General features: G+C 68.8%; 14 protein-coding genes. 10 read left to right on the top strand and 4 right to left on the bottom strand.

The window, feature by feature from the left end; genetic code table 11:
- Positions 1–60 precede the first annotated feature (60 nt).
- From AC07NS_RS15045 to AC07NS_RS15030, 4 genes are all read left to right on the top strand, one after another.
- The gene (locus AC07NS_RS15045) at positions 61–1,272 is read left to right on the top strand and encodes a DUF2336 domain-containing protein (protein ID WP_494604462.1); all 1,212 of its coding nucleotides are present in this window, start codon (positions 61–63) and stop codon (positions 1,270–1,272) included.
- 1,143 nt (positions 1,273–2,415) lie between these two features.
- Complete coding sequence (locus AC07NS_RS15040; protein WP_110120882.1) at positions 2,416–2,835, top strand: Ros/MucR family transcriptional regulator; 420 nt, start codon at positions 2,416–2,418, stop codon at positions 2,833–2,835.
- A 224-nt stretch (positions 2,836–3,059) separates the two neighbouring features.
- Positions 3,060–3,557, top strand: coding sequence for a motility/cell cycle regulatory protein MopJ (gene mopJ, locus AC07NS_RS15035; RefSeq protein WP_110120885.1), 498 nt, complete (start codon positions 3,060–3,062; stop codon positions 3,555–3,557).
- A 258-nt stretch (positions 3,558–3,815) separates the two neighbouring features.
- Complete coding sequence (locus tag AC07NS_RS15030; RefSeq protein ID WP_494604460.1) at positions 3,816–4,580, top strand: alpha/beta fold hydrolase; 765 nt, start codon at positions 3,816–3,818, stop codon at positions 4,578–4,580.
- Between the two features lie 15 nt (positions 4,581–4,595).
- On the opposite strand, the gene AC07NS_RS15025 is transcribed toward AC07NS_RS15030, so the two are convergent.
- The 3 genes from AC07NS_RS15025 to AC07NS_RS15015 are packed head-to-tail and all read right to left on the bottom strand — an operon-like array spanning position 4,596 to position 6,671.
- On the bottom strand, positions 4,596–5,507 hold the full coding sequence (locus tag AC07NS_RS15025) for a ribokinase (RefSeq protein ID WP_487287681.1): 912 nt from the start codon (positions 5,505–5,507) through the stop codon (positions 4,596–4,598).
- Positions 5,508–5,547: 40 nt separating this feature from the next.
- Positions 5,548–6,345, bottom strand: coding sequence for a flagellar type III secretion system pore protein FliP (gene fliP, locus AC07NS_RS15020; protein ID WP_494604458.1), 798 nt, complete (start codon positions 6,343–6,345; stop codon positions 5,548–5,550).
- Positions 6,345–6,671 (bottom strand): flagellar biosynthetic protein FliO, encoded by a 327-nt coding sequence (locus tag AC07NS_RS15015; RefSeq protein ID WP_494604457.1) that lies wholly within the window; start codon positions 6,669–6,671, stop codon positions 6,345–6,347. The genes fliP and AC07NS_RS15015 overlap by 1 nt, the downstream gene beginning before the upstream one ends.
- Positions 6,672–6,782: 111 nt before the next feature.
- Between AC07NS_RS15015 and flgB the strand changes: the two genes are divergently transcribed.
- From flgB to fliE, 3 genes are read left to right on the top strand one after another with little or no spacing between them, the layout of a single operon-like run.
- Positions 6,783–7,226, top strand: a complete 444-nt coding sequence (gene flgB, locus AC07NS_RS15010; protein WP_110120883.1) for a flagellar basal body rod protein FlgB — start codon at positions 6,783–6,785, stop codon at positions 7,224–7,226.
- An 11-nt stretch (positions 7,227–7,237) separates the two neighbouring features.
- A complete protein-coding gene (gene flgC, locus AC07NS_RS15005) occupies positions 7,238–7,657 on the top strand; it encodes a flagellar basal body rod protein FlgC (protein ID WP_110120876.1) in 420 nt (139 codons plus the stop codon).
- A gap of 11 nt (positions 7,658–7,668) precedes the next feature.
- Positions 7,669–7,974, top strand: a complete 306-nt coding sequence (gene fliE, locus AC07NS_RS15000; RefSeq protein WP_110120875.1) for a flagellar hook-basal body complex protein FliE — start codon at positions 7,669–7,671, stop codon at positions 7,972–7,974.
- A 250-nt stretch (positions 7,975–8,224) separates the two neighbouring features.
- Here the strand turns inward: fliE and AC07NS_RS14995 are convergent, their stop codons facing one another.
- Positions 8,225–8,413, bottom strand: coding sequence for a hypothetical protein (locus tag AC07NS_RS14995; RefSeq protein WP_494604456.1), 189 nt, complete (start codon positions 8,411–8,413; stop codon positions 8,225–8,227).
- 109 nt (positions 8,414–8,522) lie between these two features.
- Between AC07NS_RS14995 and AC07NS_RS14990 the strand changes: the two genes are divergently transcribed.
- Genes AC07NS_RS14990 through AC07NS_RS14980 form a run of 3 tightly spaced genes read left to right on the top strand, consistent with a single transcriptional unit; the run spans position 8,523 to position 12,568 of the window.
- Positions 8,523–9,299: an ATP-binding cassette domain-containing protein gene (locus tag AC07NS_RS14990; RefSeq protein WP_494604454.1), complete on the top strand. Its 777-nt coding sequence runs from the start codon at positions 8,523–8,525 to the stop codon at positions 9,297–9,299.
- On the top strand, positions 9,292–10,836 hold the full coding sequence (locus tag AC07NS_RS14985; RefSeq protein ID WP_494604453.1) for a glycine betaine ABC transporter substrate-binding protein: 1,545 nt from the start codon (positions 9,292–9,294) through the stop codon (positions 10,834–10,836). Before AC07NS_RS14990 ends, AC07NS_RS14985 begins: the two co-directional genes overlap by 8 nt.
- 58 nt (positions 10,837–10,894) lie before the next feature.
- Positions 10,895–12,568: an alkaline phosphatase family protein gene (locus AC07NS_RS14980; protein WP_494604451.1), complete on the top strand. Its 1,674-nt coding sequence runs from the start codon at positions 10,895–10,897 to the stop codon at positions 12,566–12,568.
- Positions 12,569–12,948: the final 380 nt, after the last annotated feature.

Here is a 12,948-nt window from a genome sequence, read left to right as displayed (position 1 = left end):
TAAAGACGTTTCCCGTCTAGTTTCGAATCCGGCGATGGGGGCTTCGCCGCCAGGAAGATCATGACCGACCCGATTTCGCCCTTCGCCAAGCCGATCGCCGTTCCGCCCAAGTCGCGCGCCGCGCTGCTCAAGCGGCTGGCCGACGTGGTCTGCCTGCCGGCCAGCCGGATCAACAATTTCGAGCGCGCCATGTGCGCCGACCTGCTGGTCGAGATGCTGCGCGAGGCGGTGGTCGAGGAGCGCGAAAAGGTCGCCCGGCGTCTGGCCACGCTGAGCGACATGCCGGGATCCCTGGTGCGGCTGCTGCTGCGCGACGAGGTGATGGTGGCCCGGGCGCTGCTGGAGAACTCGCCCAACCTGTCGGACGCCGACCTGATCGACTGCCTGTATCACGCCAGCCAGGAGCACCGCCGGCTGATCGCCATCCGCCGCGGGGTGGGCGAGGTGGTGGCCGACGCCCTGGTCGACATGGGCGAGATCCCGGTGGTCGAGGCCTTGCTGCGCAACGACCTGGCCCGCTTCAGCCACCAGGGCGTCGAGAACGTCGTGGCCATGACGCGCGACAATCCGGGCCTGATCGCCCTGCTGCTCAAGCGCGCCGAACTGCGGCCCAGCCACGCCTATGTGATGTTCTGGTGGGCCGACGCCGAGGCGCGGCGCACGATCCTCCAGCGCTTCGCCGTCTCGCGCGAGATCCTGCAGGACGCCGTCGGCGACGTCTTCGCCGTGGCCTCGGAGGAGGGCTGGCAGGACCCGCTGTCGAGAAAGGCGCTGCAGTTCATCGAGCGCCGCCAGCGCAACCGCGCCGCCATCGCCAAGAGCCCGTTCGACAGCCTGGAAGACGCCGTCGCCGCCGCCCAGAACGGCCTGACCCGCGAGACGGCCGAGGAGGTCTCGTACCTGGCCGGCCTCAAGCCGATGACCGGGGCCAAGATCTTCACCGACCCGGGCGGCGAGCCGATCGCCATCCTGTGCAAGGCCACCGGCCTGCCGCGCGCGGCGGTGCGGGCCCTGTGGCGCGGCCTGCGCCGGCCCGAGACCGACGCCAACGGCGGGCCTTCGCCGGGGCTGGAGCGGGTGCTCGGCGTATTCGACGCCATCGCCGTCGACCGCGCCCAGACGGTGCTGCGCTACTGGAACTGGTCGCTCTCCTCGGCCCTGACCCCGGCCCTGCTGAAGGCCATCCGCGACGGCGACACCGACGCCATCGACGAATATTCGGTGCCGCAACGGGCGGCGATGCTGGCCCTGTCGCGGGACTTCGGGCGGTAGGGGGGGGCTTCCTTCTCCCCTCAAGGAACCTCCCCCTCTGGGGGAGGCGATCGCGCAGCGATCGGTGGGGGGAGTTGGTGGGATACCGGCCAACACCTCGAAAGCTGAAAACGCCCCCACCGGCCTTCGGCCGCCTCCCCCAGAGGGGGAGGTTCCTTGAGCGCATGGCTTCTCGCGCTCACGCGGTGGACCGCTGAGCTGTGAAGGAGAGCGGAGCGCCCGGGCGACGCCCGGAGGTGCTTTGTGTTGTTACCGTTTCGACGAAGCCCGTGCGCTTCGCGCGGTCGTTTGGCTGCCGGCTTCCCGGGCGGCGGCGCTCTTAACGCCTTACCAGGACCGCCTTCGAGGTTTCCCTGTCAGGCGGCGACGAGGAGAGGGACGCTCTGTAGTCCTCGCCCAAGCCGACGGCGGGCGGGCCAGGCCAGCGCCAGGTCCCCGGACGCGACGGATCTTCCCAATCCGCCCCAGTCCCGCTCGATCGCATCCCGCCGCCGCATGGTCGCTGGCCGCGCGCCCCTTCGGTGCGGCGAGACCCGTTGATTATGCAGCGGGTTTGAGCGCGTCTGATCCAGAGCGCTGAGAAAGTTGCAAGGGGTTGGATTGGTTGGGGTTTGGTTCGGGCGCGACGGGGATTGAGGGCGCTCGATCCTCGTCACCCCCTTTCTTCTCCCTTCCCCTTGATTGGGGAAGGGCCGGGGTTGGGGTGGCTGCGGCGGTTGGTCCTGCATGGGCTGTGCAGGCGGAGCCGCAGCGTCACCCCCATCCCAACCCTTCCCCCATCAAGGGGGAAGGGCTCAAAAAGCCTGGGTCCTCGCTTTCGCGGGGATTTTACGGAAAGAGGGGGCGTTTCCCTGCCTTTCAGGCCACCCCGTCCGGCAAGGGGAGGGTTTTGTCCTTGAGAAAGCGACGCAGTACTAGTCCGGCCGGTCAAGTTGGTTGAACATGTTCAGTCAATAGTACGGAAAATGCAAATTTCAACTCACGACCTTGAGTTGTCATGCGGCATATGTCGGCTATCCGTCAGTCAATATTCCATGGATTCAGCTATTGCCCAGTTTTACTGGCAAGCTTATCCATATGTGGACTTCGCGTGTGAGGCGGCGCGCGTCGAATAAAAGAAAACAGAGAGAACGGGAGAGCGCCATGGAAGAAGACATCCCCTTGGTCGAGCTGACCGCGAGCATCGTCGCCGCCTTCGTGGGCGGCAATGCGGTGCCGACGGCCGAGATGCCGGCCCTGATCCGCAGCGTGCACGCCGCCCTGTCGGCGGTCGGCGCGCCGGAGGCGGCCGCGCCCGAGCCGAAGGAGCCGGCGGTGCCGGTGCGGCGCTCGGTGACGCCCGACTACATCGTCTGCCTGGAGGACGGCCGGCGCTTCAAGTCGCTGAAGCGGCACCTGCGCACGCAGTACGACCTGAGCCCCGAGGACTACCGTGAGAAGTGGGGGTTGCCATCGGACTACCCGATGGTTGCGCCGAACTACGCCAAGGCGCGTTCGGAGCTGGCCCGGCAGATGGGCCTGGGTCAGACCGGGCGAGGGACCCGCGGCGCCCGCAAGGGGTGAGTCTGAGCGTTCATTTACCCTAAATCAATCAATCGCTTGTGGTTAAGCTAAGGCTGAACCCAGACGCCCGGTCGCTGCTCCAGCGGCCGGGCGTTGTGCTTCCAGATTGACTCGCCAGCAGAATCTTTGTTGGCGAACGCGATTTTTCGCTTCCGCCGATTCGGTGCTTAAGACATAGTGAATGAGCGGTGAATCACCGTGATTCCAAAGACTTGTTAAGGACTCTGAAGATGTCCGCGCAATTGAGCGCATCCGCCACGGCGGCGCGCGCTCATCAGGAAATGTTCGCATACTGGGCGTCCCTGCGCCGTGGGGCGAACCTGCCTGCGCGTGTCGATCTTCAACCTTCCGGCATCAAGCGCCTGCTTCCGACCGTCAGCCTGACCGACGTGGTGCGCGAGCCGCGCGACTATCGCCTGCGCCTGGCCGGCACCGGCCTCTACGGCGTCTATGGCCGCGAGATCACCGGCCGCAAGCTGGACGAGGTCTACAACACCGCCGCCGCCGACTACTGGCGCAAGGAGCTGGACAAGGTGGTCGACGAGCGTCGTCCGGGCGTGGGCGTGCACAGCCTGGCCTGGCGCGGCGCGCCGCACGTCTCGATCCTGTGGCTGCGCCTGCCGCTGGCCAGCAACGGCAAGGACGTCGACATGATCCTGGGCTACGACGCCGTCGTCGGCGCCCAGGCCGAAGGCTCGTTCAGCGGCATCCGCGCGGCCTGATCGGCTAACTTCACCACCCGGCCTTCCCTGACTCCGTTCTCCCCCGCGAAGGCGGGGATCCAAGCCGAGCCCGCGGATGATCCACGGCCGTTCTTCACCCTGAAAGTCCGCTTGGATCCCCGCCTTCGCGGGGATGCTCGGTGGGGGAGGGGGCTCCTCGCGACATCTGGACCCATGCCACCAAGCTTGACCTCAAGTTGCGCCCGCCGCTCTGTCGCGCTAGCAATCGAAACGTTCGTTTGAATTACGGTGGATCGCATGCCCAGCTTCACGACCTCCGACGGCCTGTCGATCGCCTATCTGGTCTGGGGCGAGGACGAGGCGCGGCCGCCGGTGGTGCTGCACCACGGCTTTTCGGCCAGCGGCCTGATCAACTGGAAGGGACCGGGCGTCGTAGACGCCCTGGTCGCGGCGGGGCGCAAGGTCATCGCGATCGACGCGCGCGGTCACGGCGCCTCGGACAAGCCGCATGATCCCGTCTTCTACGGCGAGGCGCGGATGGCCCGCGACGTCTCCGAGCTGATCGACCATCTGGGCGCGGCCGCCATCGACCTGGCCGGCTATTCGATGGGGGCGATCGTGTCCCTGATCTGCGCCAGCCAGGAGCCGCGCGTGCACCGGCTGGTGACCGGCGGGGTGGGCGAGGGCGTGGTCGCCACCGGCGGGGTCGACACCCGCCATGTGCCCAGCGACGCCATCGTCGAGGCGTTGCTGACCGAGGATCCCTCGACCATCTGCCATCCGGCCGCCGTGCCCTTCCGGCTGTTCGCCGACGCCATCGGCGCTGATCGGAAAGCCCTGGCGGCCCAGGCCAGCGTCGTCCACGCCAAGCCGATCGCCCTGGATGCGATCACCGCCCCGACCCTGGTGATCGCCGGCGACGACGATCCGCTGGCGGTGCATCCCGAACGGCTGGCCGAAGCCATCCCCGGCGCGCGGTCGCTGCTGGTCGGCGGCGATCATCGCTCGGCGGTGGCTAACCCGGCCTTCGCCCGGGCGATCGTGGAGTTCTTCGCGGACTGAGGACGCTGGAGGGCCTCAGCCCTCCAGGAACTGCTCGACTTCGCGCTTGCCCGGCATCGAGGGGGCGGCGCCTGGCTTCTGCACCGACAGGGCGGCGGCGGCGTTGGCCTGTTCAACGGCCTCGCGCAGGTCGAGATTGGCCGACAGGCCCGCGGCCAGGGCGCCGCAGAAGCAGTCGCCGGCGCCGACGGTGTCGACGGCCTTGACCTTGCGGCCCTCGACCAGGAAGGCCTCGTCGCGACGCACGGCGGCGACGCCGGCCGAGCCCAGGGTGACGATGATCGTCTGGTCCGGGCGGCTCATCAGCTTGCGGGCGGCCTTGGAGACCTCTTCGAGCTTGGCCGGCTCATGGTCGAGGCGGGCGTAGGTGGCCAGTTCGGTCTGGTTGAGGATGAGAATGTCGGTCAGCGGGAACAGGGCCGCGCCCTGGGGCAGGGCGGGGGCGGCGTTCAGCACCCGCAGGCCGCCCTTGGCCGCGCCGGCCTTGAACAGGGCCTCGATGGCGGCGGCCGGGGTCTCCAACTGGGCCAGCAGCACGCGCTGGCCCTCCAGCGGGGTGGCGGCCACCTGCTGGGGCGTGATCATCATGTTGGCGCCGCCGGTGACGACGATCATGTTCTCGCCGCTGTTGGACACCCAGACGTGGGCCTGGCCGGTGGGGGCGCCCGACAGCTCGACGACGTCGGCCACCTGCACGCCGTAGCCGGCCAGCTTGGCCTTCAGGCTGGAGCCGCTGTCGTCCTTGCCGACCGCGCCCATCAGGCGGGTGGGCGCGCCCATGCGGGCGGCGGCGACGGCCTGGTTGGCGCCCTTGCCGCCGAGGAACAGCTCCAGCGACAGGCCGGCCACCGTCTCGCCCGGCCGCGGCAGGTCGTCGACCCGCGCCACGGCGTCCAGATTGATCGAGCCCAGTACGAAAACGCCCATCGGTCTTGGTCTTCTGTTCTTGTCTTTGAAGAGTATAGCGTCAGCCGCCGCCGGCGCCGCGCTGGAAGCTTTCCACCAGGCTGCCGCAGACGAGTCGCCAGCCATCCACTAGCACGAAGAAGATCAGCTTGAACGGCAGGCTGACCGTGGCGGGCGGCAGCATCATCATGCCCATGCTCATCAGCACGCTGGCGACGACCAGGTCGATGACCAGGAACGGGATGAACAGCAGGAAGCCGATCTCGAAGGCGCGCTTCAGTTCCGAGATCATGAAGGCCGGGGTGACCACCTTCAGCGGGGTTTCCTGGGCGGTCTTGGGCTTCTCGATCTTGGAGAGGCGGATGAACAGGGCCAGATCGTCCTCGTCGACCTGGCGCAGCATGAAGGTCTTCACCGGGCCGCCGGCCGCCTCGAAGGCCTCGGGCAGCTCCATCTGCTTGTCGAGCAGGGGTTTGACGCCGGCGTCGTAGGACTGCTCGAAGGTCGGGCCCATGACGATGGCGGTCAGGAACAGCGCCAGGCTGATGATCACCGGGTTGGGCGGGCTCTGCTGCACGCCGATCGCCGTGCGCAGCAGGCCCAGCACCACGACGATGCGGACGAACGAGGTCGTCATGATGACGATCGACGGGGCCAGGGACAGCACGGTCAGCAGGCCGACCAGCTGGACGACGCGCTCGGTGAGGCCGGCGCCGGTGCCCAGGTTCACATTGACCGCCGACTGGGCCATGGCGAAGGACGGACCCAGCGTGGTGGCGAAGGCGGCCAGCACGGCGATGACCGCGGCGCGGCGCAGGTCCTGCGGGTGGGCGCCGGTGAGGGACTTGAGCAGGCTCATCAGGCCACGGGCTCCGGCTGGGCGGGGGTCTCGGTGGTGGAAGGCGCAGGAGAAGGGGCGGGGGCGCCGGCGGGCGTCCAGTCCAGCAGGCGACCGTCGCCCAGCAGCACCAGGCGCTCCTCGCCGTCCATGCGGCACAGCACCAGGCGCCGGGCGGGGTCGAGCACCAGGGTCTCGACCACCTGCAGGCGGCGCTCGCGGCGCTTGGAAACCAGGCGGTTCAGGGTGTCGGGACCGAATCGGCGCAGGGCCACGGCGGCCAGGCCGATGAGGCCCAGCGTGACGGCCAGCGCGGCGACGGCGCGGATGAGCAGAAAGACGTCCATGGCGCGCGGACAGGATTCCAAGAAGAGAAAGGGCGCGGCGAGGCGCCGCATCCCTGGTGTGCCCTACGGGTATTAATGCCGAATTAACCCTGTTTCTTCACCATGATCCGCATGGGTCCCGACGACATTCCCCTCTTCGCGATGCTCAAGAGCCGGCTCGGCTATCTGAACGAGCGGCAGAAGGTCGTCGCCCAGAACGTGGCCAACGCCGACACCCCCGGCTACCAGCCGCGGGACCTGAAGGCCTACACCTTCCAGGCTTCGCTCGACGCCCAGGCGACGGGCTCGTCCTATCGCGGCGGCGGCGCGGCGCCGGTCGGGCCGGTGAAGATGCTGGCGACCAGCAGCGGCCACATGGCGCCGGCCACGACGGCCACGCCGTGGCGTTCGCCGACGGGCGCCGACAGCGAGACCACCCTCGACGGCAATTCCGTGAGCCTCGAGGACCAGATGCTCAAGATGACCGATGCGCGCATGAACTACGACGCGGCGGTTTCCTTCTATCAGCGCTCGCTGGCGATGCTCCGCACCGCCTCGCGCAAGCCCAACGGTTGAGGACGCGCTAGATGGCTGAAATTCGATCCCAGTCGACGGCGGCGATGGCCGTGGCGGCCAGCGCGCTGAAGGCCCAGCAGGGCCGTATGCGCATCATCGCCGAGAACATCGCCAACGCGAACTCGACGGCCCGCACGGCCGGCGGCGACCCCTACCGCCGCCAGGTGCCGGTGTTCCGCCCGACCAAGGTCGAGGGCGCCGAGGGCGTCAACATGATCCGCGTCGACGGTGACGAGAGCGCGTTCAAGACCGAGTACGATCCCGGCAACCCGGCCGCCGACGCCAAGGGCTACGTCAAGCTGCCCAACGTCGACACCCTGGTCGAGGCGCTGGACATGAAGGAGGCGCAGCGCGCCTACGAGGCCAACCTCAACGTGATCGAGACCGCGCGCAGCATGCAGTCGCGCACGCTCGACATCCTGAAGAAGTAGGGAGCTAGGCGATGATCACCGCGCTCGCCGCTTCCAAGGCCTACGCCGCCACCGGTTCGACGCCGCTGTCGCTGGGCAAGAGCTCCAGCGAACCCAAGAAGATGGACTTCGGCGACATGCTGAAGTCGGCGATGACCGACACGGTGCAGTCGTCGCGCCAGGCCGAGCACAAGATCGCCCAGCAGGCCGCCGGCAAGGCCGAGATGATCGACGTCGTCACCGCCATCTCGTCGGCCGAAGCCAGCCTGGAGACCGTGATCTCGATCCGCGACCAGGTGATCTCGGCCTATCAAGAGATCATGCGGATGTCGATTTAAGGGTAATTCCCTCTCTCTAAGAGAGAGGGAGGGGCCCGCCGCGAAGCGGTGGGAGGGTGAGAGGTTACACTCTTTCCGGATGAGGCGCCGTGAGAGGCGTGGAAGTTCGACGCAGGCCGGGCCTGTTCGTCGCGTGACTTCCGAGAACCCTAGCGCATCGAGCGCCGTCGTTTTCAAGATCTGAGATTTTCCGGTGAGCGGTGAAACCTCTCACCCTCCCACGCCTTGCGGCGCGGGCCCCTCCCTCTCTCTATGAGAGAGGGATTTGCAGCGGCGGCAGCAGCGCCGCCACGTCGATCCCGCGCAGGGCGGCGATGACGCCGGCCCAGACGGCGAGGTTGGCCAGCAGCATCAGGGCGACGGCGACGCGCAGGCGGCGCTGGACGACCTTGCGGCGCTTGCGGGCCTTGAAACCGGGCATGGATAGGGCCGTGGCCATTGTTCTGCTCCTGATCAGCCCCCGTTAACCCGTATTAACGCGACTGATTTGGCCTGGTGCAAGCGGGACGGCTTGTCGCAGCGGCCGCTAGCGCGGAAGGTGAGGGGGCATGAGCCCCGCTCCAGTCCCCGCCATCGTCCTCGAACAGGTCGGCAAGACGCGCGGCGACGCCGTGGCGCTGGAGGCCGTGGACCTGTCGATCGTCAAGGGCCAGTTCGTGGCCCTGGTCGGCGGATCGGGGGCGGGCAAGACCACGCTGCTGAAGACCATCAACGCCCTGGCGACGCCGACGACGGGCGTGGTGCGGGTGGACGGACAGGCGGTTGGCGCGTTGGACGGTTCGGCCCTGCGGCGGCGGATCGGCTACGTCTTCCAGGAGATCGGCCTCTTTCCGCACATGAGCGTCGCCGAGAACATCGGCGTGGTTCCCGACCTGCTGGGCTGGAAGAAAGACGAGATCGCCGCGCGGGTGGACGAACTGCTCGACCTGGTGGACCTGCCGCGCGCCGTGGCGGGGCGCAGGCCCTCGGCGCTGTCGGGCGGGCAGAGGCAGCGGGTGGGGGTGGCCCGGGCGCTGGCCGGGCGGCCCTCGATCCTGCTGATGGACGAGCCTTTCGGGGCGCTGGACCCGATCACCCGCAGCGCCCTGGGCGACGACGTGCGGCGGTTGCATGAAACTCTGGGGCTGACCACGGTGATGGTCACCCACGACGTGGCCGAGGCCCTGCTACTGGCCGACCGGGTGGTGGTGCTGGAGCGCGGTCGGATCATCGCCGACGCCGTGCCGCGCGACCTGATGGCCGGGCACGCCGATCCGCGTGTCGAGGCCCTGATGGCCGCCCCGCGCCGCCAGGCCGAGCGGGTGAGGGCGCTGCTGGATGGTTGAACTGCTCGCGCTTCTGCCCCAGCGCCTGGCCTGGCATGCGGCGCTGTCGGCGGCCGCCCTTTTGCTGGGCCTCGCCGTCGCCCTGCCACTGGGCTTCGCGGCGGCCAGGCGGCCGGGGCTGCGCTGGATCACGCTGGGCGCGGCGAGCCTGGTGCAGACCGTGCCGAGCCTGGCGCTGCTGGCGCTGTTCTATCCGCTGCTGCTTCTGCTTTCGAACCTGACAAAGGCCACATTGGGCTTTGGGTTCCCGGCCCTGGGCTTCCTGCCGGCGTGGCTGGCCTTGGCGCTCTACGCCATGCTGCCGATCCTGCGGAACACGGCGGCGGGGCTGTCGGGCGTCGATCCGGCGGTGACCGAAGCGGCAAGGGGCGTGGGCATGACGCCGCGCCAGAGCCTGCTGCGGGTGGAGCTGCCGCTGGCCGCGCCGGTGATCCTGGCGGGCGTGCGGACGGCGGCGGTCTGGACCATCGGCGGGGCGACCCTGGCCACGCCCGTCGGCCAGACCTCGCTGGGCGACTACATCTTCTCAGGCCTGCAGACCGAGGCCTGGGACATGGTGCTGGTCGGCTGCGCGGCCTCGGCGGCGTTGGCCCTGGTCGTCGACCAACTGCTGGGCCTGGTCGGGCGCGGGATCGAGCAGCGCCGGCCCCTGCTGTGGGGCGGGGCGCTGGCGGCGCTCGGTCTGGGTCTCGTCGCGGCCCTGGCGCCGATCGCCGCGCCGGCCCTGACGCCGCGGCCGCAGGCCTATGTGGTCGGGGCCAAGAACTTCTCCGAGCAATATGTGCTGGCCGAGCTGATCGCGAGCCGGCTGGAAGGGCAGGGGGCGCGGGTCGAGCGGCGGATCAATCTGGGCTCGGCCGTGGCCTATCGGGCGCTGGCCGCCGGCGAGATCGACGCCTATGTCGACTATACCGGCACCCTGTGGGCCAATATCCTGCACCGCACCGACAATCCTGGCCGGCAGGCGGTGCTGGATGCGCTGACGACCGAGCTGAAGCGCCGCGACGGCGTGGTGCTGGCCGCGCCGTTGGGCTTCGAGAACGCCTACGCCTTCGCCATGAAGCGTGGACAGGCGGAAAAGCTGGGCGTGAAGAGCCTGGCCGACCTTGCCGCCAAGGCGCCGAACCTGGTCATGGGCGGCGACCTGGAGTTCTTCTCGCGGCCCGAATGGAAGGCGGTCGAGAAGGCCTATGGCCTGAGGTTCAAGGCCAGGCGGCAGTTCCAGCCCACCTTCATGTACCGCGCCCTGGCCTCGGGCGATGCCGATGTGATCTCGGCCTTCTCCAGCGACGGGCGGATCGCCGCCGACGACCTTGTGGTGCTGGAGGACCCCAAGGGCGCGCTGCCGCCCTATGACGCGGTGCTGCTGGTGTCGCCCAGGCGGGCGGACGATCCACGCCTGAATGCGGTGGCGGCCGACCTGGCCGGCAGCCTGTCGGTGCAGGCCATGCGGCAGGCCAACTACGCCGTCGATCGCGACAGCGACAAGCGCTCGCCGGCCGATGTCGCGCGCGAATTGAGCGACGACATTCCCTGAACGCTGTCCGCCCAAGCTTCGTTTGCGACGCTTTTGTGAATGGGGCAGGTTGCGCGCCATGAGCAAGCTTACCTCCACGGCGGCGCTGTCGGCGCTGGCCGGCGTCGCCCTATTCGCTTCCGTGCCCGCTCAGGCGGCAGACCAGGTGAAGCCCAATCCCAAGCTGGTGGTGGTGATCTCCATCGACCAGTTCAGCGCCAACCTATTCGAGCAGTGGCGCGGCCAGTGGAAGGGCGGCCTGGGCAAGCTGGGCCGCGAGGGCGTGGTCTATCCCAACGGCTACCAGTCGCACGGCATGACCGAGACCTGCCCGGGCCACTCCAGCCTGCTCACCGGCGCCTATCCCAACCGCACCGGCATCGTCGGCAACAACTGGTACGACCCCGAGACCGGCAAGAAATCCTACTGCCTGCTGGATGCGTCGGTGACCCTGGCCGCCCCGTCCGACCAGGACCCGGTCAGCGACAAGAACCTGATGGTCGGCACCTATGGCGACTGGCTGAAGGCCGTGTCGCCCGCCAGCCGCGTCTATGGCGTGTCGGGCAAGGATCGCGGCGCGATCACCATGGCCGGCCACAAGGCCGACGGCGCGTTCTGGTACCAGGCCGGCTACGGCTTCAACACCTTCGTGCGTCCGGGCGAGGATGCGGCGACCAAGCTCAAGCCCGTCGCGGCGATCAACGCGCGCCTGGCCGCCGAGCAGAAGAAGAAGCCCTTCGTCTGGACCTACGAGAACAAGGCCTGCGCCGCGCTGGAGAAGACCTGGACCACGGGCGACCGCACCTGGGACGCCAAGCTGCCGCGGCCGCTGCCGACCAACGAGGCCGAGACCCTGCGCGACCTGGCCGCCAGCCCCTATACCGACGCCGTGACGCTGGAGGCCGCCGCCGCCCTGCGCGACGAGTTCGGCCTGGGCGACGGCCCGCAGGTCGACGTGCTGACCGTCAGCCTGTCGGCCACCGACTTCATCGGTCACCGCTACGGCACGCGCGGTCCGGAGATGTGCGATCACCTCAGCCGCCTGGACGCGCGCCTGGACACCTTCCTCAAGCGCATCGAGAAGGCCAAGGGCGAGGTGCTGGTGGTGCTGAGCGCCGACCACGGCGGTTCGGACTTCCCCGAGCGCCTGCACGACGAAGGCTACGACGTCAGCCGCATCGCCACCTCGGCCTGGCTGAAGGACCTGAACGCCCAGCTGCGCAAGGATCTATCGCTGGACTTCGACCCGGTGATCGCGCCGGGCGGCATCGACACCCTGGTGATCGTCGGCGCCGACAAGAAGGTGCTGCCGGCCACGGAACGCGCCCGCGTCGCCTCGGCGGCTCTCGCCCTGGTGCGCGGCCGCCCCGAGGTGGCCGAGGCCTATGAGATCAACGACCTGCTGACCACGCCGCCCGTCGCCAAGGGCACGCCGCCCGACACGATCAGCGTCAAGGAGCGCCTGCGCCGCAGCGCCTGGCCGGGCCGCTCGGGCGACATCCTGGTGGCTTTCAAGCCGAACCTGGTGCCGGCCACGGCGGCGGCGACCTATGTCGCCACCCACGGCACGCCCTGGGACTACGACCGTCGCGTGCCGATCCTGTTCTGGTGGAAGAGCGCGCAGGCCCGCGAACGCATCCTGCCGATCGAGACGGTCGACATCGCCCCGACCATCGCCGGCGTGACCGGCGTGCCGGTGCCGACCCCGATCGACGGCCGCTGCCGTCCGCTGGGCGCGGGTCACGATTGTTGAATCGCGGAGCCCTCTCCCCTTGCGGGAGAGGGTGGCCTCCCGGAGGGAGGTCGGGTGAGGGGTCTCTCAGAAATTGAAGCCGCGTGCAGCGGTCAGGCCTGGTGAAGGCGTCTCGCGTCTGGGAGACCCCTCATCCGACGGCCTTCGGCCGCCACCTTCTTCTGCAAGGGGAGAAGGGCGCTGCTAGCCGCTTTAACGCGCGAGTACGAAGCCCAGCACGTCGACGCCGATGAAGGCGATGATGGCCCAGCCTATGGCCAGGCCGGCGAACGGGTGGCGCTGCCACCAGCGCAGCTTGATTTCCGATTGCATGACAGTTCCCCAACTGATGGATGCATTCTGTACGCGATCGGATAGTTTCGCCAGCAACTATCGCGAGG

The organism is Caulobacter sp. GW821-FHT10A10 (assembly GCF_059415745.1).
The sequence above is the reverse complement of the archived record's forward strand: the minus strand, read 5'-3'. Positions and strand labels throughout refer to the sequence as shown.

Coding starts and splice junctions, on each gene's coding strand:
- AC07NS_RS15045 (WP_494604462.1), top strand. CDS start 61: ATGACCGACCCGATTTCGCCCTTCGCCAAGCCGATCGCCGTTCCGCCC.
- AC07NS_RS15040 (WP_110120882.1), top strand. CDS start 2,416: ATGGAAGAAGACATCCCCTTGGTCGAGCTGACCGCGAGCATCGTCGCC.
- AC07NS_RS15030 (WP_494604460.1), top strand. CDS start 3,816: ATGCCCAGCTTCACGACCTCCGACGGCCTGTCGATCGCCTATCTGGTC.
- AC07NS_RS15025 (WP_487287681.1), bottom strand. CDS start 5,507: ATGGGCGTTTTCGTACTGGGCTCGATCAATCTGGACGCCGTGGCGCGG.
- fliP (WP_494604458.1), bottom strand. CDS start 6,345: ATGAGCCTGCTCAAGTCCCTCACCGGCGCCCACCCGCAGGACCTGCGC.
- AC07NS_RS15015 (WP_494604457.1), bottom strand. CDS start 6,671: ATGGACGTCTTTCTGCTCATCCGCGCCGTCGCCGCGCTGGCCGTCACG.
- flgB (WP_110120883.1), top strand. CDS start 6,783: ATGGGTCCCGACGACATTCCCCTCTTCGCGATGCTCAAGAGCCGGCTC.
- flgC (WP_110120876.1), top strand. CDS start 7,238: ATGGCTGAAATTCGATCCCAGTCGACGGCGGCGATGGCCGTGGCGGCC.
- fliE (WP_110120875.1), top strand. CDS start 7,669: ATGATCACCGCGCTCGCCGCTTCCAAGGCCTACGCCGCCACCGGTTCG.
- AC07NS_RS14995 (WP_494604456.1), bottom strand. CDS start 8,413: ATGGCCACGGCCCTATCCATGCCCGGTTTCAAGGCCCGCAAGCGCCGC.
- AC07NS_RS14990 (WP_494604454.1), top strand. CDS start 8,523: ATGAGCCCCGCTCCAGTCCCCGCCATCGTCCTCGAACAGGTCGGCAAG.
- AC07NS_RS14985 (WP_494604453.1), top strand. CDS start 9,292: ATGGTTGAACTGCTCGCGCTTCTGCCCCAGCGCCTGGCCTGGCATGCG.
- AC07NS_RS14980 (WP_494604451.1), top strand. CDS start 10,895: ATGAGCAAGCTTACCTCCACGGCGGCGCTGTCGGCGCTGGCCGGCGTC.